Origin of the sequence: Ruminiclostridium papyrosolvens C7 (assembly GCF_000421965.1) — a bacterium.
GTDB lineage: Bacteria > Bacillota > Clostridia > Acetivibrionales > DSM-1351 > Ruminiclostridium > Ruminiclostridium papyrosolvens_A.
Genome location: NZ_ATAY01000031.1, coordinates 130,320 through 152,490, shown reverse-complemented (window position 1 = coordinate 152,490; position 22,171 = coordinate 130,320). Strand labels below are relative to the sequence as shown.

21 protein-coding genes are annotated in these 22,171 nt (G+C 38.4%); 14 read left to right on the top strand and 7 right to left on the bottom strand.

The features are described 5' to 3' along the window. The first annotated feature begins 6 nt into the window (after positions 1 to 6). Positions 7 to 531: an AAA family ATPase gene (locus L323_RS31015; RefSeq protein ID WP_020815554.1), complete on the top strand. Its 525-nt coding sequence runs from the start codon at positions 7 to 9 to the stop codon at positions 529 to 531. After that, positions 518 to 1,153: a chloramphenicol acetyltransferase gene (locus tag L323_RS31010; RefSeq protein WP_020815553.1), complete on the top strand. Its 636-nt coding sequence runs from the start codon at positions 518 to 520 to the stop codon at positions 1,151 to 1,153. Before L323_RS31015 ends, L323_RS31010 begins: the two co-directional genes overlap by 14 nt. 20 nt (positions 1,154 to 1,173) lie before the next feature. Here L323_RS31010 and L323_RS31005 read toward each other — a convergent pair whose 3' ends face one another. From L323_RS31005 to L323_RS30980, 6 genes are all read right to left on the bottom strand, one after another. Beyond that, on the bottom strand, positions 1,174 to 1,917 hold the full coding sequence (locus L323_RS31005) for a LytR/AlgR family response regulator transcription factor (RefSeq protein ID WP_020815552.1): 744 nt from the start codon (positions 1,915 to 1,917) through the stop codon (positions 1,174 to 1,176). Then, positions 1,899 to 2,279: a hypothetical protein gene (locus L323_RS31000; RefSeq protein WP_020815551.1), complete on the bottom strand. Its 381-nt coding sequence runs from the start codon at positions 2,277 to 2,279 to the stop codon at positions 1,899 to 1,901. The genes L323_RS31005 and L323_RS31000 overlap by 19 nt, the downstream gene beginning before the upstream one ends. A gap of 38 nt (positions 2,280 to 2,317) precedes the next feature. Beyond that, positions 2,318 to 3,313, bottom strand: coding sequence for a flotillin-like protein FloA (gene floA / locus L323_RS30995; protein ID WP_020815550.1), 996 nt, complete (start codon positions 3,311 to 3,313; stop codon positions 2,318 to 2,320). 42 nt (positions 3,314 to 3,355) lie between these two features. After that, positions 3,356 to 3,856 (bottom strand): NfeD family protein, encoded by a 501-nt coding sequence (locus L323_RS30990; RefSeq protein ID WP_020815549.1) that lies wholly within the window; start codon positions 3,854 to 3,856, stop codon positions 3,356 to 3,358. A 134-nt stretch (positions 3,857 to 3,990) separates the two neighbouring features. Then, complete coding sequence (locus L323_RS30985; protein WP_020815548.1) at positions 3,991 to 4,845, bottom strand: sensor histidine kinase; 855 nt, start codon at positions 4,843 to 4,845, stop codon at positions 3,991 to 3,993. 280 nt (positions 4,846 to 5,125) lie between these two features. Beyond that, positions 5,126 to 6,373 carry a 6-phosphofructokinase gene (locus L323_RS30980; RefSeq protein WP_020815547.1) on the bottom strand — a complete coding sequence of 416 codons (1,248 nt, stop codon included), beginning with the start codon at positions 6,371 to 6,373 and terminating at the stop codon, positions 5,126 to 5,128. Between the two features lie 321 nt (positions 6,374 to 6,694). Between L323_RS30980 and fba the strand changes: the two genes are divergently transcribed. The 8 genes from fba (at position 6,695) to L323_RS30940 (ending at position 16,234) form a co-directional block, all read left to right on the top strand. Continuing rightward, on the top strand, positions 6,695 to 7,630 hold the full coding sequence (gene fba / locus L323_RS30975; RefSeq protein WP_020815546.1) for a class II fructose-1,6-bisphosphate aldolase: 936 nt from the start codon (positions 6,695 to 6,697) through the stop codon (positions 7,628 to 7,630). Between the two features lie 164 nt (positions 7,631 to 7,794). Then, positions 7,795 to 8,367: a PadR family transcriptional regulator gene (locus L323_RS30970; RefSeq protein ID WP_020815545.1), complete on the top strand. Its 573-nt coding sequence runs from the start codon at positions 7,795 to 7,797 to the stop codon at positions 8,365 to 8,367. Positions 8,368 to 8,369: 2 nt separating this feature from the next. Further along, the gene (locus tag L323_RS30965) at positions 8,370 to 9,095 is read left to right on the top strand and encodes a 4Fe-4S binding protein (RefSeq protein ID WP_020815544.1); all 726 of its coding nucleotides are present in this window, start codon (positions 8,370 to 8,372) and stop codon (positions 9,093 to 9,095) included. A gap of 153 nt (positions 9,096 to 9,248) precedes the next feature. After that, complete coding sequence (locus tag L323_RS30960; protein ID WP_020815543.1) at positions 9,249 to 12,242, top strand: family 10 glycosylhydrolase; 2,994 nt, start codon at positions 9,249 to 9,251, stop codon at positions 12,240 to 12,242. 85 nt (positions 12,243 to 12,327) lie between these two features. Beyond that, complete coding sequence (locus tag L323_RS30955; RefSeq protein WP_020815542.1) at positions 12,328 to 13,308, top strand: acyl-CoA dehydratase activase-related protein; 981 nt, start codon at positions 12,328 to 12,330, stop codon at positions 13,306 to 13,308. Beyond that, on the top strand, positions 13,262 to 14,377 hold the full coding sequence (locus tag L323_RS30950; protein WP_020815541.1) for a CoA enzyme activase: 1,116 nt from the start codon (positions 13,262 to 13,264) through the stop codon (positions 14,375 to 14,377). Before L323_RS30955 ends, L323_RS30950 begins: the two co-directional genes overlap by 47 nt. Then, positions 14,346 to 15,317, top strand: coding sequence for an acyl-CoA dehydratase activase (locus L323_RS30945; protein WP_020815540.1), 972 nt, complete (start codon positions 14,346 to 14,348; stop codon positions 15,315 to 15,317). The genes L323_RS30950 and L323_RS30945 overlap by 32 nt, the downstream gene beginning before the upstream one ends. Before the next feature lie 362 nt (positions 15,318 to 15,679). Next, complete coding sequence (locus tag L323_RS30940) at positions 15,680 to 16,234, top strand: GerMN domain-containing protein (RefSeq protein WP_020815539.1); 555 nt, start codon at positions 15,680 to 15,682, stop codon at positions 16,232 to 16,234. 73 nt (positions 16,235 to 16,307) lie between these two features. Here L323_RS30940 and glgP read toward each other — a convergent pair whose 3' ends face one another. Continuing rightward, on the bottom strand, positions 16,308 to 18,869 hold the full coding sequence (gene glgP, locus L323_RS30935; RefSeq protein ID WP_020815538.1) for an alpha-glucan family phosphorylase: 2,562 nt from the start codon (positions 18,867 to 18,869) through the stop codon (positions 16,308 to 16,310). 180 nt (positions 18,870 to 19,049) lie between these two features. On the opposite strand from glgP, the gene L323_RS30930 reads away from it, so the two are divergent. The 4 genes from L323_RS30930 (at position 19,050) to trxA (ending at position 22,157) form a co-directional block, all read left to right on the top strand. Beyond that, positions 19,050 to 19,460, top strand: coding sequence for a putative ABC transporter permease (locus L323_RS30930; RefSeq protein WP_020815537.1), 411 nt, complete (start codon positions 19,050 to 19,052; stop codon positions 19,458 to 19,460). A 186-nt stretch (positions 19,461 to 19,646) separates the two neighbouring features. Further along, complete coding sequence (locus L323_RS30925) at positions 19,647 to 20,687, top strand: phosphodiester glycosidase family protein (RefSeq protein WP_020815536.1); 1,041 nt, start codon at positions 19,647 to 19,649, stop codon at positions 20,685 to 20,687. Between the two features lie 15 nt (positions 20,688 to 20,702). Continuing rightward, positions 20,703 to 21,749, top strand: a complete 1,047-nt coding sequence (locus L323_RS30920) for a hypothetical protein (protein WP_020815535.1) — start codon at positions 20,703 to 20,705, stop codon at positions 21,747 to 21,749. 81 nt (positions 21,750 to 21,830) lie between these two features. Continuing rightward, positions 21,831 to 22,157, top strand: a complete 327-nt coding sequence (gene trxA / locus L323_RS30915; protein WP_004621572.1) for a thioredoxin — start codon at positions 21,831 to 21,833, stop codon at positions 22,155 to 22,157. Positions 22,158 to 22,171: the final 14 nt, after the last annotated feature.

Here is a 22,171-nt window from a genome sequence, read left to right as displayed (position 1 = left end):
GAGGAAATGAAAAATCTAATTATAATAAATGGTACCATGGGTGTGGGCAAAACAACTACATGCAGGGAACTTCAAAAAATACTACCCAACAATGTCTTTTTAGATGGAGACTGGTGCTGGGATATGCGACAGTTTGTAGTCACAGATGAAACCAAAGCAATGGTGCTTGACAATATCACCTATCTTTTGAACAACTTTATTAAATGTTCTGAGTATAAAAATATTATCTTTTGTTGGGTTATGCATACGCAAAATATTATAGACGATGTTTTAACCAGGTTGAACATATCTGATTGTTTGGTCAAAATGTTTTCTTTGGTTTCTCATGAGACAGCATTAAGGGAAAGGTTGGATAAAGACATTTCTGAGGGAGTCAGATCAGCCGATGTGGTTCAGAGGAGCATTGACCGGATAGCCGGATATTATGGCCTTGATACAGATAAAATTGATGTCAGTGATATTTCTGCAAAGCAGGCTGCATATTTAATAAAAGAAAGAATACAAGGAGGCGTTGCTCGTGGAAATTATTGATTTAAATAAATGGGAGAGGACAGCACATTTTAATTTTTTCAGACAAATGGATTATCCTCAGTATTCCATATGTGCCAATATAGATATAACCAATTTTTTAAAAAAAATCAAGGAAAAACATATCTCTTTTTACTATGGTATGATTTTCGCAGCTACCAACGTGTTAAATCAGATAGATGAATTCAAATATCGAATCAGAGGCAACGAGGTTATTAGGCACAGTACCATACACCCATCATTTACAGACTTGATGGATGATTCCGAGTTGTTTAAGATAGTTAATGTTGATATGGAGAATGATATTGGGATTTTTACAGAAAAGGCGAAAGAGAAAGCGGTTAGCCAAAAAGAATTTATTGTAACGGAAGAAGAGGTAAGAGATGATCTGGTTTACATAACATGTATTCCATGGGTAGCTTTTACCTCTTTGACACATACAATTTCGCTCAAAAGTGATGACGCTGTACCTCGGCTGTCTTGGGGCAAATACTTTGAGGAGAGCGGAAGAGTGCTAATACCTTTTTCCGTTCAGGCACACCATGCATTTGTAGATGGAATTCATATGGGCAGATACTTTGATGCACTACAAAAGTATTTGGATTCTTTACCATCCTTTCCATAATAAGAATCGCCGAAAACGACCTACACGTCAAAAAGCTTCTCAAGCTGCTCATACCTGTCATGTGTGAGAAGAGCGTCCTTTTCCGTGCCTTTGAACTTGACAGTATAGGTCCAGCGCCCGTAGGGATAGATTTTATATATCATTGAAAGATTTATGATATATGACTTGTGGCTTCTGAAAAAGAGTGCCTTGTCCAGCCGTTCCTCTATTTCGCTTAAGCCTTCCGAGGTAGTCACGTTTTCAGTCAAGGTATGAATTAGTGTATATCGGTTTTCACGCTCAATAAATATTATATCCTTGCAGTCTATGAAGCTGATGCCTTCCTTGCTCTTTATTATAAGCTTTGAAAGACTGTCCTTGGTTATTTGAGAGGTGTGAACTACTACAGACTCCTTGTTGATAAATATCTCCTTTATGTGTTGAAGGGTAGTCAGTATCCTGTCAATTTTAAAGGGCTTGATAAGATAGTCTGATGCGTATACCTCAAAAGCTTCCGGCATGTAGTTCTCATGGGCAGTAGCAAAAATAATAAAGGTTTTGGGTGCAATATCTGTAATTCTTTTGGCACACTCAATGCCTCCCATGCCGGGCATTTCAATATCCAAAAAAACAATGTTAGGGGAGAGGGTTTCAACGAGGCCCAAGCCTGTCTCTCCGCTTTCAGCCTCGCCAACCAACTCAAATCCCTCGGTTTTTTCTATTATCTTTTTCAGAACAAGTCTCATTCCTTCATCATCATCAATAATCAGAACCTTGAGTTCCATAGGGTATTTCCTCTCCGTTTCATTGCTTTTGGACGAGCAAGTATTTCCGACATGATGAATCCCTGCACCAGGCCGTTATCACTGAAGTCAATTTTCAGACCCACTTCTTTGCTGGATTTTTTTGGTGCGTCCGATTTTATAATAGTTTCAGAAGGCCTGGGCGTGCCCCGGGGTTCAGGCTTTTCAGTATTACCTGATACTAAAGAACTGTCTGGTGAAGTTCCGTTTTGGAGGTTATCAGGAACCCCGGTTGGATTACTATTATCAGGCTCACCAGCCATAGGTGTACCAACGGCCGTTGAGCCGCTGGCTTTCACAGGAATTCCCTGATTTGGATTTGTTAGTTTGAAAATTGGTTCCATTTTCACTTCACTCCTTTTGATACCAGTTACCCGGTATCCTATGATTTTATATCGATATTTTCAGGAACTTCAGGTTTACCCGTCTTTGAAATAGTATCTCTCATCTGTGTATCAGCTATTATATTCTGGAGATTGTAGTAATCCATTACACCGATTTTTCCTTCACGGAGCGCTGTAGCCATAGCATCCGGTACAAGAGCCTCGGCCTCCACAACCTTTGCCCTCATCTCCTGAACCGCCGCCTTCATTTCCTGTTCTTTCGCCACAGCCATTGCTCTTCTTTCCTCAGCCTTCGCCTGTGCAATGTTCTTATCGGCTTCCGCCTGAAGAGTTTGCAACTGGGCACCAATGTTTCTGCCTACATCAACGTCAGCGATATCGATTGAAAGAATTTCAAAGGCGGTTCCTGCATCAAGTCCCTTTGACAGAACTGTTTGGGATATTTTATCAGGATTTTCAAGCACCTCTTTGTGCGAAAAAGAGCTGCCTACAGTTGTTACAATACCTTCACCGACTCTGGCCAGAACAGTAGTTTCGCCGGCACCGCCTATGAGCCTGTCAAGATTGGCCCTGACTGTTACCCTTGCCTTTGCCAGAAGTTCAATTCCGTCTTTTGCAACCGCTGAAACATTAGGTGTCTCGATAACCTTTGGGTTTACACTCATCTTAACTGCTTCCAGTACATTTCGACCTGCCAGATCAATAGCTGCAGCCCTTTCAAAGGGAAGATTCATGTTTGCCCTGTGAGCAGCTATAAGAGCATCAACAACAACATCTACATTTCCTCCTGCGAGGTAATGTGCTTCCAGTTGGTTTACATTTAGATCTATGCCGCCTTTGACTGCTTTTATAAGAGGCAGTACTATCATGTAGGGCTTAACCCTTCTAAGTTTCATACCAATAAGGTTGAAGATACTAACCTTTACATTTGCAGCCAAAGCCGATATCCATAAACCCACGGGCACCAGGCTAAAAAACAAAGCAAAGAACAATGCCAGTGCGCACAATATAATAACAAAACCTGTTAAATTCATAACAATCTCTCCTTTTTGTTTGATCAAAATTATAATGTTAAATTAAACTTCACGAACTACTATACTCCTACCGACAACTTTTATTACCTTTACCTTTTTGCCTTGGGGAATAAATGAACCCTCAGATACTACATCAATTTTCACACCATCAAAATCCACTACTCCGGAAGGCCTTAAAACAGTGTAGCTGATGCCTTCTTTACCAAGAAAAAATTCCAGATCCTCCATACCTATATACCCGGTTGATTTTTGCTGCGAGTGCTTTAGTATAAGCGGCGACCTTGACAATTTTCCTTTGGTAGCCGAATGAAGTATAATACTAAGTGCAATTCCCAGAATTGCCAGTACAAGTACTATCAGAATCAAAGCCTGCTGGAAGGTTGATGCTATAAAAATAATTCCTATGATTATAAGAATAGCACCTGTGATTCCCGGAGCACCAAACCCCGGATGAAACATCTCTACTATTACAAGGATAACCCCGATTATCAGAATAAGCCCCTGAATAAAACTTATTTGTACAATGAAATCCAATATTTCCACATTAGACTGCCCCCTTTCGTGCATATTAATTTATGCTTTTGGGAATATTATATTGTTTTAATTATTTTAAGTAACGGGTAATTGCCGTAAAGTACATTAAATAGTCACAAATGTCGGTTTGCTTCATCAAAAGTTTATTTTGGTATCTGCCCTTCGAATATGGTTTCACCGTTGTCAACCCGTACATTTATGCTTCCGCCGTAATTAAGGAGGATTTCCTTTGTAATAGCCAGCCCCATACCTTCACCTTTAGTGTCTTTTGTTGTGAAACCAGCTTCAAATATTTTATCTATAATGTCCCGGGGGATTCCCGGACCATTGTCTTTGATAGTGAAATAGTAGTTTTTAATGTCTTCATGGAGATTAATTTCTATATATTTGTTTCCGTGGGTGTTTTGAAGTACATAAATGGCATTATCTATAATGTTACCTATGACTCTGCAAAATTCCCAGGTAGGAATCTTGATTTTATCAAATCTGGAGTTTATGTTTAGTCTGGTTTCAATTCCTCTTTTTTCTCCGGCAAGAACTTTTGCCTGTAACAGGGCGTTAAAAGCAGGATTGGATGTTCGCATCACACGGCTTACCTTTTGAATGTCATTATAAACCTTGTCAATATAGTCTTTAGTGTCATTGAATTCTTCCAGCTCAATAAGTCCGTAGACTACCTGCAGATGGTTCATGAAGTCGTGTCTCTGGGCTCTCAGGGTTTTGTTGAGTTCCTCAAGCTGGGACAGTGTTTGCACAAGAATATCATTTTTGGAGTTGATCTGGCCCAGACGGTGGATATCTTTTATATTGATAAAAGTATTGAGAAAGGATATCAAAACAATTGTTATATATGAAATGGTTTCACTGTTAAAAGTGATAAAAACGGACGCGTCCCTTAAATACTGGAACACCATTATTCCGATTAATATTGCTACCTGAGCAACATTTAGTATGATCACCGATAGAATTGTTTTGTTGAATGCCAGATTCCTTTTCATTTTGCCTCGCTCTCACGAACTTAGTAGATACAGGTTATATTATACAAAATGTTCACTCATTTGGAAATATTCCAAGTATGTTTACGGAGCTGTCGCACGTATTAGTGTGCAGCCACTTTTCTAACACAAAAAAATAAATCCCAAACTCCGGAAAGTAAGGGATAGCGGGTAAAATTAACGTAAAGTGAAAGCCAGCGTCTTTAGGCGCTGGCCGGTAACAAGCCCTTATAGGGCTAACACAAACCACCCGTTTTACGGGTGGTCATGATTGTAAGTTATATTATTTAGTTGCAAGAACTTTTTTAAGTTTTGCAAATCTAGGAAGACCGTCTTCCTTAGGAGGAGTGGATTCACCCTGAATTAATGGTAAAGCGTAGTCAATAAACTCTTGCTTTAAGCCATTTCCAGCTTCGTTAATCCATTCTCTAGGAATCTTCTTTTCAGTATTTGCAACATCGTTCAAATCAAGCAACTGAATTTCACATTTGTATTCGCTTCCTTCAGCTCTCTTGAAGCCAACCATCTTGTCAGTCATACCTTCAACAGCATATCTTACTGCCATTTGACCTGACATGTAGGATTCGTTTACGTCGCTTGCAGAACCGCAGTGAGCAGCACATCTTTGGAGAAGGCTGAATTCGATTCCACGAACCTTTGCTCCTGTCTTTTCCTTAACAATTGCAGCCAGAGTAGCAGCAAGCCCGCCTAACTGTGCATGACCGAAGGAGTCTTTCTGATCAGTAAGGTTTGAGCCGTATTCTGAAATGTATTTACCGTTTTTGTCCTTAATACCTTCTGAAACAGCAACGATACAGTTTCCGTTTTCCTTGTAAATTCTAGTACAGTCAGCAAGGAACTGATCCATGTCGAAATCAATTTCAGGGAGGTATATCAAGTCAGGACCTGCACCCTTGTAAGCAGCGAGAGCAGTTGCAGCTGTCAGCCATCCTGCGTTTCTTCCCATAACTTCAAGTATTGTAATCATACCTGTATTGTAAACTCTTGCATCGTGGTAAACTTCCATAGTTGATGTAGCGATGTACTTAGCTGCACTTGAATATCCAGGGCAGTGGTCAGTTCCGAAAAGGTCATTGTCTATAGTCTTTGGAACACCCATTACTCTGCACTCATAGCCAACCTTCTGCATGTACTTGCTAACCTTGTTGCAAGTATCCATTGAATCATTTCCACCATTATAGAAGAAATATCTGATATCATATTTCTTGAAAACTTCAACAAGTCTCTTGTAATCTGTTTCGTCTTCGTCTACTGATTTAAGCTTGTAACGAACAGAACCTAGAGCTGAAGAAGGAGTAGTCTTTAATAAGTCAAGTTCATAAGCATCTTCTTTGCTCATGTCATAGAATTTTTCATCAAGAATACCTTTGATACCGTGAGCTGCACCATATACAGCTGTTATTGCATCTTGCTTTAATGCTTCCTGAAATACTCCGCAAGCACTGGCATTAATTACTGATGTTGGTCCACCTGATTGTCCGAAAATAGCGGCGCCTTTTAAAACAGTCATTTTATATACCTCCTGATATTTATATTAAGTATTAATATATACGTTGCTCTTACCAGACCTTTCTTCAAAAGGACTGATATTACAATCCGCAATCAAATTAAAATATAGCATAACAAGTTGGAAAATGCAATTATACATTACCTAGGTTTGTCAAATAAATATCAAAATATCCCTTGATTTTAAAGATAATATTGCATAAAATAATAACGGTGAGTTTTTATGTTGGTTAATTTTAGAATTACCTTATTGTTTTCTGATAATAATTGGATAAACAATATATAATATAAAGGTAAAATTATTCTTATAAAGGAGTGCATAAATATGCCATTAGTAACTTCTGCCGAAATGTTTAAAAAAGCGTATGAAGGCGGCTATGCAATAGGAGCTTTCAATGTTAATAACATGGAAATTGTACAAGGAATAACTGAAGCAGCAAAAGAAGTAAATGCTCCTCTTATTCTTCAAGTATCTGCCGGAGCAAGAAAGTATGCAAACCATACTTATCTTATGAAATTAGTTGAGGCTGCAATTATTGAAACAGGTTTGCCAATCTGTCTCCACCTTGACCACGGTGATAGTTTTGAACTTTGTAAATCATGTATCGACGGCGGATTCACTTCCGTTATGATAGACGGTTCACACCATTCATTTGAAGATAACATAGCACTTACAAAGCAGGTTGTTGAGTACGCTCATGCAAGAGGAGTTGTTGTTGAAGCTGAACTTGGTAGACTTGCAGGTATCGAAGATGCAGTTAACGTATCAGATGCTGACGCAGCATTTACAAACCCTGCTGAAGTTGAAGAATTCGTTACAAAGACCGGTGTTGATTCATTGGCAATAGCAATTGGTACCAGCCATGGCGCTTACAAATTCAAGCCAGGAACAAAGCCACAGTTAAGGTTTGATATATTGGAAGAAGTTTCAAAGAGACTTCCTAACTTCCCAATAGTTCTCCACGGTGCATCATCAGTTATTCCTGAGTTTGTTGAAATGATAAACGGCAACGGAGGAAAAATGCCTGATGCAATAGGTATTCCTGAAGATATGCTCCGTCAGGCTGCTAAGATGGCAGTTTGTAAGATCAATATCGATTCTGACTTGAGACTTGCTATGACTGGTTCAATCAGAAAGTACTTTGCTGAGCATCCTGACCACTTCGACCCAAGACAATATTTAAAGCCAGCTAGAGAGGCTATAAAGGGTCTTGTAAAGAACAAGTTAGTTAACGTTCTTGGTTGCGACGGTAAAGCATAATAGTTAAATAAAATTAAAAGTAAGTAAAGCCGATTTGATTTTTTGCTAAAGCAAATAATCAAATCGGCTTTTTTTTTTATTCGGGATTTAATAGTTTTCCTTGTTATATCTGTATCAACATGATATAATTTAACTATATCATGTTGATACAGATGGAGGATATTATGGCGAAGGAAAATACAACCTCATTTATAATACTGGGGTTATTAAATCACGAAGATTCCAGCGGGTATGACTTAAAGAAAAAAATTGATTATATGATAAGCAGATTTTGGGAGGTTGGGTACGGTCAGTTGTATCCCACTCTTAGACAGCTTGAAAAAGGTGGGATGGTAACAAAACGTACAGGAGAAAACTCAAAGGGCCCTGAAAAGAGTGTTTATTCTATTACTGAAAAAGGAAGGGATGCTTTGAAACATTGGCTTAATGTACCGGGAACAAAGGAATACACAAAATATGAGATACTTTTGAAACTTTTCTTTGGGAATATGGTTTCTTACGGGGAGAATGTTGAAAGAATTGAGAATTTCAAAGAACGTTATATTAATGATCTGAAAATGATTCAGATGTACAAGTCGAATCTGGAAAAGGTTATTGAGGAGGAGGAAGATCATTTATACTACTTTTTAACAGTCTTGTTCGGAGAATTTATATACAAAGCATATATTCAGTGGGCGGATGAAGCTGAAAAATTATTAAAAATTTATATAAATCAAAACAATGACAAGGGGTGTTAAAAATGAAACGTCACAAAATCAGAAATACATTATTACTTTTTTCCATGCTTCTTTTTCCGGTAACATTGAACTACCTCTCTCCTTATCTTATTGTACAGGGAAGCTTTGCCGGCATTGTTTCGGGAAGTGCAGCATTTTTTTTAACATTGTTTCTTTTTTCGTTATTTTTTGGGAGAGCCTACTGTGGTTGGATATGTCCTGCCGGAGCTGTACAGGATTGTTGTGTACATATTAATAACAAAGCTGCCAGTAGAAAGCAGAATTTAATTAAATACTTTATATGGGTGCCATGGCTTACCGCTGTAATAGCGGGTTTTATATCAGCCGGGGGAATAAAGGAATTCAATCCTGTATTTTTGACAGATTATGGTGTTTCAGCATCAAGCCTTCAGGGATGCATAATATATATGTTTGTAGTAATTCTCATTGCTGTAATTTCCTTGAGTTTTGGAAAAAGATCCTTTTGTCATTCCATCTGCTGGATGGCACCGTTTATGATATTGGGGAGCAAAATTAAAAGCAAACTGGGATATCCTTCGTTACATGTGAAAACTGATTCATCGGCATGTGTAAATTGTAAAAAGTGTGACGCCAATTGTCCTATGAGTATACAAGTCAGCGAAATCGTAAAAAGTGATAAAAAAAGAATCGACAATGTGGAATGTATTTTGTGCGGAAAGTGTGAGGAAATATGTCCCAAAAAGGCCGTTAAATTGAGTGTAAGATAATTACAATATTTTTTTAAGTATTAAAAAAATATTAAATTTTGGTACATTTGTTGTTAATATTACTATAAATGCTTTATATTTATTATAAGAAATATATAGAATATTGTTTTATTTTTGGTTATTTCTAAACTATGGGGGTTTTTGGGGGTTAAAATGAATAAAAAAATCGGGGCAGTATGTATTTTGCTGGTATTTCTAACGATTCTGCCAATCGCCGGATACAGGCTGTTTGCAGATAAAAATTACGAAGGAAATGTCTCAAATGCACAGACGATATCTAAAAATGAGGATTTAAGGGGAGTATGGATTGCATCAGTGTCCAATATAGATTTTCCTTCAAAGCCGGGTATCAGTGCCGAAAAGCAGAAAAAAGAACTGGATGAAATAGTAAGCGATACCAAATACATGGGACTTAATGCTATTTTCTTTCAGGTAAGGCCTACGGGAGACGCTCTTTATAAATCTTCAATTTTTCCATGGTCAAAATACTTGACGGGAAAACAGGGGAAAGAAAACGATAATGGTTTTGACCCTTTGGCATACATAATTCAACAGGCACATAAAGAAGGCATACAGGTTCATGCGTGGATTAATCCTCTCAGACTTTCAATGGGAACAGCGGCTAAACCTGACAAAGACGTAAATGTACTTTCTGCTGCTCATCCTGCCAGAAAAATACCTGAAGCAGTTGTTGCGGCTCCTACGGGACAGCTGTATCTTGATCCGGGGAATCCCGCTGCTATAAAACTGATAACTGACGGGGTAGCCGAAATTGTCAAGAATTATGATGTTGACGGTATACATTTTGACGATTATTTTTATCCTTCAAAATCAGAAAGTAAGGGTGTTGATTTTAACGACTCGGCTTCTTATGAAAAATATAAGGGTAGTTTTAAAAACAAGGACGACTGGAGACGTAATAACATAAACACACTTGTTAAAAGTACCTATGATACTGTAAAAAATATAAAGCAAACGGTTCAGTTCGGTATAAGCCCTTTTGCAATATGGTCTAATAAGGACAGAAACATAGAAGGCTCAAGTACACAAGGCGGTATATCAACATATTATGATCACTTTGCAGATTCTAAAAAGTGGGTAAGAGAAGCATATATTGATTACATAGCACCTCAGATTTATTGGAATATGGGATTCAAAGTTGCAGATTATTCTGTCTTGGTAAACTGGTGGAAAGACGTGTGTAGCGGTACAAAAGTTAAGCTATATGTTGGTCATGCCGCATATAAAATAAATGACACAACACAGTCAAATGACTGGCTTGACCCTCAGCAAATTCCAAAGCAAATTGCATATAACAGGAAAAGCAATGCTGTAGACGGAAGCATTTTCTATGGATACTCCAAGCTGAGAGACAATACACTTGGTATAAAGGACAAGCTCAGAGGAATATTTGTATCAGGTAGAGACCCCGGCAGTGCCGTACCTGAGGACAGACAGCTGTTTATAGCTTCTCCTTCTAACGGTTATAAGACTTCAGCTACCAAGATAAGTGTTTTAGGGGGCGGCGACCCTAAACAACCTATATATCTTAACGGCAATAAAATAGAGGTTTCAGATAACGGTTACTTTACCGTATATACTGATTTGAAAGTTGGAGAAAACAAACTTATATTCACACATAAAGGTAAGGAAACAGTATTAAAGATAACACGCAATGCGAAAACAACCTCAATTCCTTATAAGATGTCAAAGGTTGAGTTCAGAAACGGTTATTTTTCTCCTACCCAGAGTATGACTATGCAGACAGGCCAAAAGATTACATTTTCCTGTCAGGCTCCTGCGGGTTCCAAGGTTTGGGTTGAAATCGGAGGCTACAAGGCCGAGTTGAAACAGACAGCCACTGTTGACGCAAACAAAGGAACACTTACACCTGCTAAATATTCAGGAACCTTTACAATGCCGCAGGTTTCAGGTAAGGAGCGTATTAAAAGTCTTGGAAAGCCTGCTTTTGTAATGGAATACAAAGGTGCAAAAATTACCTCACTGCAAAGCAACACAATAAGTGTACAATCGTCAAAATACTATAAATATGCTGTTGTTAGTACAAATGATGCAGAAGCTGTGGCACGTTCCGGGCCTTCAACGGATTATTCAAGAATAACACCTTTGATAAACGGTGGGACAGACTACATTGTAGGCCAGCAGAACAGTTTTTACCTGTTAAAGAGCGGAGTGTGGACAGCTGCAAGCAATGTAAAAGTTGTAAATGATAAGGCACTTGCAACCAACAAAATTTCAGCAATATCCTTAAATTCGAACGGCAACTATACTGATATTAGCTTTAAAATGCCTGTCAATACGGTGTTTGGTGTGGAGGCTGGTACTAATAACCTTAAATTGACACTCTACAATACATCAGGTGTGAACGTTAGTAAATCGATACCATCCGGTGCACCTTTTTCTGCAGTCAAGTACAAGGCTGTTTCCGGTGGAGCACAGTATACCTTTGAGTTGAAATCAGCAAACAATTATTTTGGTTATTATGCAGAATATAAAAATGGCTCACTTGTATTTTCCCTTAAAAATGCACCCAAGATTTCCGGGAGCGGGTCGAAGCCGTTGACTGGATTAAAAGTAGTACTTGATGCAGGACATGGAGGTTCAGAATCAGGTGCCACGGGGCCAATGGGTAAATACGGACTATATGAAAAGCAGGTAAATCTGGCAATAACCTTAAATGCCCGGAAATATCTTCAATCACTTGGTGCAACGGTTATTATGACAAGGACTACGGACAAGACCGTCAGCCTTAATGACAGAGCTAATCTTATAAGGAAGGAAAAGCCTGATATTGCAGTTTCAATCCATAATAACTCAATGGATGTAACCGCTGACTATACACAGCACACAGGGTTGCTGGTACTGTATTCTAAAGACAGCTCAAAGGCAGCAGCAGGATATATCAAAGACCAGTTGGTCACTGACCTCAAAAGAAAGGATGATGGCTACAGATGGCAGAGTCTTTCAGTGTGTACTGTTACCCAATCACCTGCAATTCTTATTGAGGGAGGATTTATGTCCAATCCTGCCGAGTATGAGTGGCTGTCAGATTATGATAATCAGGTTAAGATAGGTAATTCCGTTGGTAAAGCCATTGAAAAATGGGCGTATTCAAATGCAAGATAACATAAAATATTATAACGGGAAGAAAAAATAATCCCTGTATAACAGATTTAAACCACGTCAATAATTGTATTGAGGTGGTTTTTTTATGAAAAGAGTGGGTATACCAAAAGGATTATATTATTACAAATATTCTACACTATGGGAAGCCTTTTTTAGAAATCTCGATGCAGATGTAATAGTTTCTGATACTACCAACAAAAAAATACTTACAAATGGTTCAAATACATGTGTTTCAGAAGCATGTATTCCTATTAAGGCATATTTTGGTCACGTAATGGAATTGATAGGTAAAGTTGATTATATATTTATGCCAAGGTTCACAAGTGTTGCCAAGAAGCAATATATATGTCCGGAAGTTTGCGGAGTAACCGACATGATACGTAATTCAGTTAAAGAACTTCCGAAAATAATCGATACTGAAATAAACTTAAGGGAATCTCCCAAAAATTCATGGCATGCGGCCCTTTACACCGGAGAGTTTTTGACGGGGGACAGGAAGAAAATAAGCAGTGCTTACAAGGAAGCTCTAAATGAGTATAAAAGCAAAAGAAGAGCCTTGAAATTTGCAGATACCGAGTTTGGTGCAACTCCGGAAAAGAATAAATTGACTATTGCAATAATAGGTCACAGCTACACTGTTTATGATACATTCCTCAATATGGAACTTACGAAAAAATTGAATAAATACGGTGCAGATGTGGTGACACTTGATATGCTGGATTATCTGGTATCAAAGGACAGCTGTAAGGAATTGGATAAGCAGTTCTTCTGGGATTACGGCACAAGGGCATACGGAGGTGCCGTACAGTTGATTAAGAGCGGCAGAATAGACGGTATTCTGGCACTTACATCTTTTGGCTGCGGCGTAGACAGCTTTGTAGACGAGCTTGTTGAAAATAAAATAAGGAAGGAAAGCGATATACCGTTTATGAAGCTGGTACTGGACGAACATTCTGCAGAAGCCGGATTTTTAACCAGACTTGAAGCATTTATCGATATGATTGTAAGGAGGCGTGATAATGATTTTTACATTTCCACATCTGGGAAACACTTATATAATTGCTAAATCCTTTCTGGATGATTTCGGGGCAGAATATGTGGTTCCTCCATTAAATAGTGACAAAACTCTGGAAGTAGGCCTTAAATACTGTGCAGAAGCCCATTGTCTACCTTTTAAGCTTTTTGTGGGAAATATGGTTCAGGCTTATGAAATGGGAGCAGACACCATGCTTATTACAGGAGGCTGCGGGCCATGCAGGCTGGGCTACTTCGGGGAGATGCTGAAAAAACAGGCGCAAGATATTGGTATAAATATGGATTTAATTACGTTGGAGGTACCAGATCAGGGATTGAAAGAGCTGGCATCACGTATCCGAAGGGTAAGCGGGACATCAAATGTATTAAATATAGCCAGAGTTATTAATTCCGCCAAAAATATTGCTGTCAGGCTGGATAGTCTGGAGCATCTTGCAAGGGAAAAGCGTGCGGTGCAGAGGGTGAGAGGAAGCGTTGACAAGATTTATCAAGGCTTTCAAAGGGATATTCTCAACGTAAAAGGTTCTGAACAAATAGAAAAGCTTATAAAAGATATAGAGATTGCATTAAATCAGGTAGATGTCAACATGGACTTAAAACCTCTCAGGGTAGGAATTGTTGGTGAGATATTTACCACAATTGAGCCTTATGCAAATTTCAGTGTTGAAAAAATGCTGGGCGAAATGGGAGTAATGGTTACAAGGCCTGTGACCGTAAGCGGATGGATTATAAATGAAATGGTTAAAAAAAGATTGCCATTTCTAAAAGACAGTAAACATGAGGAAGCTGCAAAAAAATATATGCCTCATATGGTTGGAGGACATGCCCAGCACACGGTTGGAAACAGTGTTTTGAATGCACTGCACGGTTATGACGGGGTAATTCACCTTTATCCTTTGGGTTGTATGCCGGAGATAGTATCTCAGGCAATCCTGCCCAGAATCGAGGAAGATTACGGTATACCCATTATGACGGTAATAAGGGATGAAATGACCGGAGAAGCAGGATTTGCAACAAGAGTTGAGGCATTTATTGATTTACTTAAAAAGAGAAGGGACGAACATTTGAATGAGCAGAGTAAAATGCTTTATGGGAATTGATGTAGGTTCCGTAAGCACAAATATAACTTTGATTGATGAAAACAATAATTTGATTGAAAAGCTCTATATGAGAACAGACGGACAGCCTATAGAATCCATCAGGACAGGCCTGAAGGATATGTACGGGAGATTAGGTCAAAGTATTGAGATAGCCGGAGTAGGGACAACAGGCAGCGGAAGACAGCTGGCCGCAGCTATAGTGGGTGCCGATGTAGTAAAAAATGAAATAACCGCTCATGCGGTGGCAGCCCAGAAAGAAATTCCTGATGTGAGGACAATTATTGAGATAGGCGGCCAGGACTCAAAAATTATATTGCTAAAAAATAATGTAGTACATGATTTTGCAATGAATACAGTTTGTGCTGCCGGAACAGGTTCATTTCTTGACAGACAGGCAGCCAGATTAGGAATATCCATTGAAGATTTCGGGTCATACGCCATAAGGTCTGAAAATCCTGTGAGAATAGCCGGCAGATGTGCCGTATTTGCTGAAAGTGATATGATACATAAGCAGCAAATGGGTTATTCACGTGAAGACATTGTAAGAGGCTTGTGTGATGCACTTGCAAGAAATTACCTTGCAAATCTGGGAAAAGGGAAAAAGCTTGAAGGCCCGGTGGTATTTCAGGGCGGTGTTGCTGCAAATATCGGAATTATTCAGGCCTTTGAAATGGCATTGGGTACAAAAATTGTTATTCCGCAAAATCACGATGTTATGGGAGCATATGGTGTTGCCATACTTGCACATGAAGGGCTGGGAAGCAGTTATGAAAAAACGGGGTTTGCGGGCTTTGACAGACTCATGGGAGATTATACCGCAAAAAGCCGTGAGTGTGACGGCTGTTCAAACGGTTGTGAAATAGTTCAGATAATAATGGACAACAACCCGGTTGCATGCTGGGGTGACAGATGCGGAAAATGGAGCGGGGCAGCCGTATAGACTACGGTAGTGAAGATATTTAAAAACTGGCCGGGAGATGAAGGTTTCCCGGCTAATTATGCCTTTCCGGTACGTTCGCTTCATCCAAATTACGAGCTGATTGTGGTCCGTCATTTCCACGGATTACGAAATAAATATGCAATTATATCCTCCGTTTGGGCCTTGGGTACTGTCACATGAAAAGCATTAACATCGTTGCTGGGCATTGTAAAATGTGCATCTGTGGAAGTACTGTCGCCATTGGGATACCATGTAAAAAGCAATTAATCGGGGTGAAAAGGATTTTGTTGTCAAATATACTTTTAAAAGTCCATAATTTGTTATAAAATAAAATTATTAACTTTAATTGAAAGGAGGACCATATGAAAATAAATAAAAAAAAGACATTGGCCGTGCTTCTTACTTTGATTACTGTTTGTCTCATTTTATTATCTGCTTGTTCGGAATCCAAGGATGACATTATTGTGGAGGACGGAAGTAAAAGTGCAAAAGCAATAGCAGGTTCAAGTCAGGTTAATGTCAGACTGTACAAATATGATGTAGGTGTTACTGATAAACCTGCCCAAACAGAGCTGTTAGTTTTTGAAAAAGAAAAGTTAGAAAATGACACACTAAATGTTTTAAATGAAGTTTTTTCTTCGGATGAGCTATCCTTGCTTAACGCTACAATTGACAAGGATAATAAATGCATAACTGCTGACCTTCCTCAAAAAGTGGCAACTTTGCTTGAAGAAAATAAAAGAGTAGCAGATGCTTTGACATATGAGTTTGTTGTTACACTTCAAAATATTCCGGGCATTGAAAAGGTAGTTTTAACGTTAGAAGGTAAAAAAGACAGCGTAGGTAAATATCATGATTTTAAAGGGACTTTTGTTAAAACAGGCGAAATTACTTTTAAAAAGGATACAGGAAAATAGAAATACATAACATAAAAAACAGTCTGATGTAAGCTTAATAACTTATATCAGACTGTTTCTTTATGCAATCAGTTTATACAATCCATTTTATCAGCCCGGTATCAAATCTGTTTATTAAATGTTCATGTTTTGGTGTTATACGGAAGGTATAGCCATATTCTCCTCCATCATCGATTTTAAGATTTATCGAATACCTGTAGGTACCTTCGCCTGTTTTTTCGTCACAGTGCATTTCTGCTGATTGAGCATTTTCTATTTTCCCGCTTGAAAGTGTACCATAGTATACCTCAACAGTTACGTTTGACGGGTCTATATAACCAAGGCAAACGGTTGATGAGAGATATATTTCCTGACATGAATCGGTTTTGTAATATTTGAGGTCTCCGGCGGATTTTTCAGCAAAGAGCTGAATGTTAGGCCAGTTTGAATTTAAATGGCTCCTAAACCCACACATAGACCTTGCAAGACCGTAATTATCGGCACATATTTTTGAACTTCCTTTTATTGCCGGCACATACATACTCCCGGTATATTCCTTTACCATTCTGTCAGTACTGTAATTCCATGCAAGCGAGCTTATGGAATTTTTCATAATGCGTACCCACTCGGTAGGTACACCTTTTTCATTTACATTGTAGAAAAGCGGTATAATCTTATGCTCAAGTGTATCATAAATTGATTCACTGTCTGTATTGTCCTGTATGTGCTCATTGTCAAAATCGGATTCATCGCCAATTACCCAACCGTTTTCACCGTTGTAGCCCTCACACCACCATCCGTCCAGTATACTGAAGTTTATAACTCCGTTTATACAAACTTTTTGACCGCTGGTACCGCTGGCTTCAAGGGGCCTTCTGGGGTTGTTCATCCAAACGTCAACACCTTGCACCAGGTTTCTGGCTACCGTCATATTATAGTTTTCAAGAAGGATTACTTTGCCGTAAAAGCCTTCCATCTTAGCAATATCATTTATGTTCTTAATAACGTCATGGGCAGGACCGTCCGCAGGGTGAGCTTTTCCAGCAAAAATAATCTGCATTGGCCTTTCCGGGTCGTTTAGTATCTTCTGTATTCTTGCCAGATTTCTGAAAATCAGGTTAGCACGCTTATATGTGGCAAATCTTCTGGCAAAACCAATGGTAAGTGCGTTTGGATCCAAAAAGCTGTCCACTTGCCTTACAGCTTCCATGGATTCTCCATTGGCAAGCTTTTGTTTCTTCAATCTGTCCCTTATAAAGGTTATAAGCTTGTTTTTAAGTTCAACATGAGTAGCCCATAATTCCTCGTCGGGAATACTATTGACTTTTGTAAAGGTTTCTTCGGAATAAATTCTCTTTTGCCAGTCTTTTTCCAGATATTTATTATACAAAGCTTTAATTTTTGGTGAAAGCCATGTAAGGGTGTGTATTCCATTTGTAACATAGGTTATCGGAACATCATCCTCAGGTACTTCAGGCCATACGTCACCGAATATCTTTCTGGATACTGCCCCATGAAGTCTGCTTACACCATTTTTCCTTCCTGCAAGGGTTAGTGCCAGAACAGTCATGTTGAAATTCTGGTCTTCCGGTTTTTTAAGACCCAGTTCAAGAAAATCATATCTGCTAAGGCCAAGCTGCCCCCAGAAATCTCCAAAATATTTATCCATCATAAATAAAGGAAAAACATCATTTCCGGCAGGAACCGGAGTATGGGTAGTAAATATAGTGGAATTTGCCACTACCTCCATTGCCTCGTTGAAATTAAGATGTTTTTCATTAATCAGTTTTCTTATTAATTCAAGTCCCATGAAGGATGAGTGCCCTTCGTTCATATGATATACATTTGCCTGTATACCAAGAGCATCAAGAACACGTATACCGCCTATACCGAGAAAAATCTCTTGTTGAATTCTTGTTTCCTGGTCTCCGCCATAAAGTCTGGAGGTCAGTGACCTGTCTGCAGGGCTGTTTTCAGCAACATCAGTATCCATAAGATAAAGGTTTATCCTGCCAATCTGTACTTTCCAAACGATTGCATAAACAGTGCGGCCTGCAAAGGTTATGTTTATACGAACCTGCTCCCCGTTGGAATTCAGAGCGGGCAGCATGGGAAGCTGAGATATATTTAAATCGTTAAAGCAGGTTTCCTGCCAGCCGTCTTTATTGATTCTCTGGCTGAAGTAACCTTGTTTGTAAAAAAGTCCTATTGCTGTAAATGGTATACCCAAATCACTTGCCGACTTGCAATGGTCTCCTGACAAAACGCCCAGACCGCCGGAATATATGGGAAGGACTTCACTTAATCCATATTCAGCCGAAAAATATGCTACCTTTTTATCGGTAAGTTCCGGATGATTTTGAGAAAACCATGTATTCTTTTCAGACATATAGCTGTCAAAGGAAGCAATTACTTTATCAAGACGGCTCAAATATTCTTCATCCGAAAGTTTAGCTTGAAGTTTTTTCTGACTTACCTCCTGTAAAAAACGAACAGGGTTTTTGTCAACCTTCTCCCACAACTCCAAATCAATTTCTCTATAAAGGTCGATTGCCTCCGAATTCCATGTCCACCATAAATTGTAAGCGATATCATTCAATCTCTTGAATTTTTCTGGTAAGGTAGATATTACGTTGATTTTACCGACTAGATACATACTCATCCTCCTAACCTAAGCACTGTTTTTCCAGAAATGTTTATTTGTTATCATAACATATTGAAAACCTTATTGGTAGTATTTACAAAAAAATTAACCTTCAAAGTATCTGGAAAATAATACATAAACTAAAGTACAAAAATAATAAATAAAATACCTGTTTGTGAAAATAATAATAGCATGATTAAGAGATTTTTTATTTATGGAATTGTTGGCTGGAGCATGGAAATCGTCTGGACGGGACTATATTCCCTGACACACGGTAATGCCAGTCTTGAAGCTTATACAAGCCTCTGGATGTTTTTTATATATGGAAGTGCTGTTTTCCTGGAGCCTTTGCATGATATAATCCAAAGCTGGAATATATTTTTGAGAGGTATCATTTGGGTTGTCATAATCTGGGGAATAGAATATTCGACAGGTAAGATATTGTTGAATATTCTTCATGTATATCCTTGGAGGTATTATGGAAAATTTGCCATAGAGGGGCTTGTGCGGATAGACTATGCGCCTGCATGGTTTATAGCCGGATTGCTTTTTGAAAGGGTTCATAGAACCCTTGACAGAGTAGTAATTAAGGAAAGAACCTAAATTTAAATATTACATTTATATTAAATGTTTGAAAATATTACACTTGCGGATTATAATATAAAATTAGTATAACTATAGTATACACTTAATATGTGTATACTTTTTTGTTGTGAGGGAAATTATTGGGAAATTGGGGTTCTCAGGCTAGAAACACGATTTTAGCTTGAGTTTATTCTAGGGGGACTAATGAATTACGATACTATTTCTTTAAATGAAAAGCAGGTAAAGACGATACAAAAGAAGTCTGCCAAAAAGAAGAAAAAGAAAAAAGGCAGGCTCAGAAGTCTTTTGGGTTTTTTAATTTTTGAGTTTTTCTTTCTTTCAATAACAACACCACTGCTTATATTCTACGGGCCCTTTGATAATGTTAAAAGAACCGCCACTGGAATGGTCTGGAACTCAATGACAAAACAGGTTATAGCAAAAACCTTTTTGTCTGATAAAGCTATTGCAAAAATACTTGGTGACGGATATGCAATCTCCAATGTAAATACTGAAGATATAAAAATGTTGAACTTCGGTATAAAACATAACAACAACCTTGAATATTTTGATGTTGAGAGCAGAAATTTTAAGGGGAAAATGATTATAGTAGATGATCCTACACGTATCAAGGTAGGTTACTCAAGCAAAATGCCAAGGGCAGGAGAAACCACAAGCAGTATTGCAAGGAGTAACGGGGCAGTAGCTGCCATTAACGGAGGAGGCTTCATTGATACAGGTTGGGCTGGAACCGGAGGAGTGGCACTTGGTTTTGTAATAAGCGACGGTAAATACATCAGCGGAAAGCTGACTAATAATTATACAAAAAGGGATACCATAGCCTTTACCAAAGATGGTATGTTGATTGTAGGAAAACATTCCCAAGCGGAATTAGCTAAATATAATATTAAAGAGGGAATAAGTTTCGGCCCGCCATTGATTGTAAACGGAAAGCCTACTATTAACAAGGGTGACGGAGGCTGGGGCATATCTCCAAGAACCGCAATAGGTCAAAGAGAGGATGGATCGGTAATGCTTCTGGTTATTGACGGAAGAAGCCTCAAGTCTTTTGGAGCAACATTAAAAGAGGTTCAGGATATTATGTTGGAACATGGAGCAGTAAATGCTGCAAACCTTGATGGAGGTTCATCAGCTACCATGTACTATGACGGAAAAGTTGTAAATACCCCGTCGGATGCATTAGGAGAAAGAACAGTAGCTACGGCATTTGTTGTAATGCCTTAGAAAAGGGGAAACGTTGTGAAAAATATAGCTAAATGGTATAAATGGATACTCCTTGCAGTGATATTCCAGTTCGGCGTGTTATTGTATATGAATAATGTTTTTTTATCTACAAATGTTGACGTAAGTGTATCTGAAAACTCGGCTGTAAAACAAAAACCTTCCACAGGTGAGTTTAAAGTGCCGGAAGGAGCACAAATGATCAGCCTGTCCTTTAATGCAAAGTTTGGAGCATATTTGGATGACGGGGAACTGCATATAATAGATGTAGACAAAGGAAAGAGTAAAACCGTAGCAGGCACGGGAAAAGACAAGATTACCTATTTCCGCTGGCTCCCTGACAGAGATATGGTAATTTACTCTTCGGATACAAAAAACGGTCAGAACGGTACGGTTCAGGTTTCCACATATGAAGCTGATTCAGAAACATCAAGAGATTATCCTGAGTTGTCGGGACTTCCTGCCAAAAGTCAGGTAAAGGATATTGAGCTTTCACCTTATACAAATATGGTTTATGCAAAGGTACAGACTTCAGATACAAGAGCACGGATAATCAGGTTTAATGTAATGGGACAATACGCTCGTGTAATGACTGTGGATTCCAGTATAGTTATAAAAGAGTGCACCTATACTAACAAGCTTGTTTATCAGGAAAAGGGAAAGCAGATAAATATATATGACGGAATAAAAAAAGCAAACAGCAGAGTTCCCATTGACGTAAATAATGTGACCGTTCTGGGAATCGATTTGAATGATACATTGTATATAGGTGAATTGGACAATAACGGAATGGTAACCCAGATTTATTCACAGAAGATAGAAGACAATAGTGAACTAACTGATAACTGGACAAAAATGAGTATGAAAGAAACAGCATCTCCTGAAAATATTGTTGTGACAGGAAATGGAAATCTTTACATTAATAATAAAAACGAAAACAGGGTTAAAAACCTGAAAAACGATCTCAAGGCTTCATATAGAGGTGAGTTTATTGAGATTTTGGAAGGTGTTCTTGTATCAAAGGATGAAAATAAAGTTAATATTACGTCATTGAAGGAATACTAAAATATCTATGTTTATTTCCTGAATAATAGGGTATTATTAAATTAAGTTTTAAGAATTATTTATATTGATGGAGGATAATTTATGTCAGATAAAATTACTAATATTTCAAAGGAATTATTTGAATCAGATGTTTTAAAATCAGATAAACCGGTCGTTGTTGACTTTTGGGCATCATGGTGCGGCCCTTGCAGAATGGTTGCTCCAATTATGGAAGAACTTGCAGATGAATTTGACGGCAAAGCCCAGATAGCAAAGGTTAATGTTGATGAAGAGGGTGAGCTTGCGGCTCAGTTCAGGATAATGAGCATTCCTACTGTTATGGTATTCAAGGGTGGGGAAGCAGTTGAGAAGATAGTTGGAGCAAGGTCAAAAGACGAATTTGCAGAATTAATTCAAAAGCATCTATAAAAATTATATATATA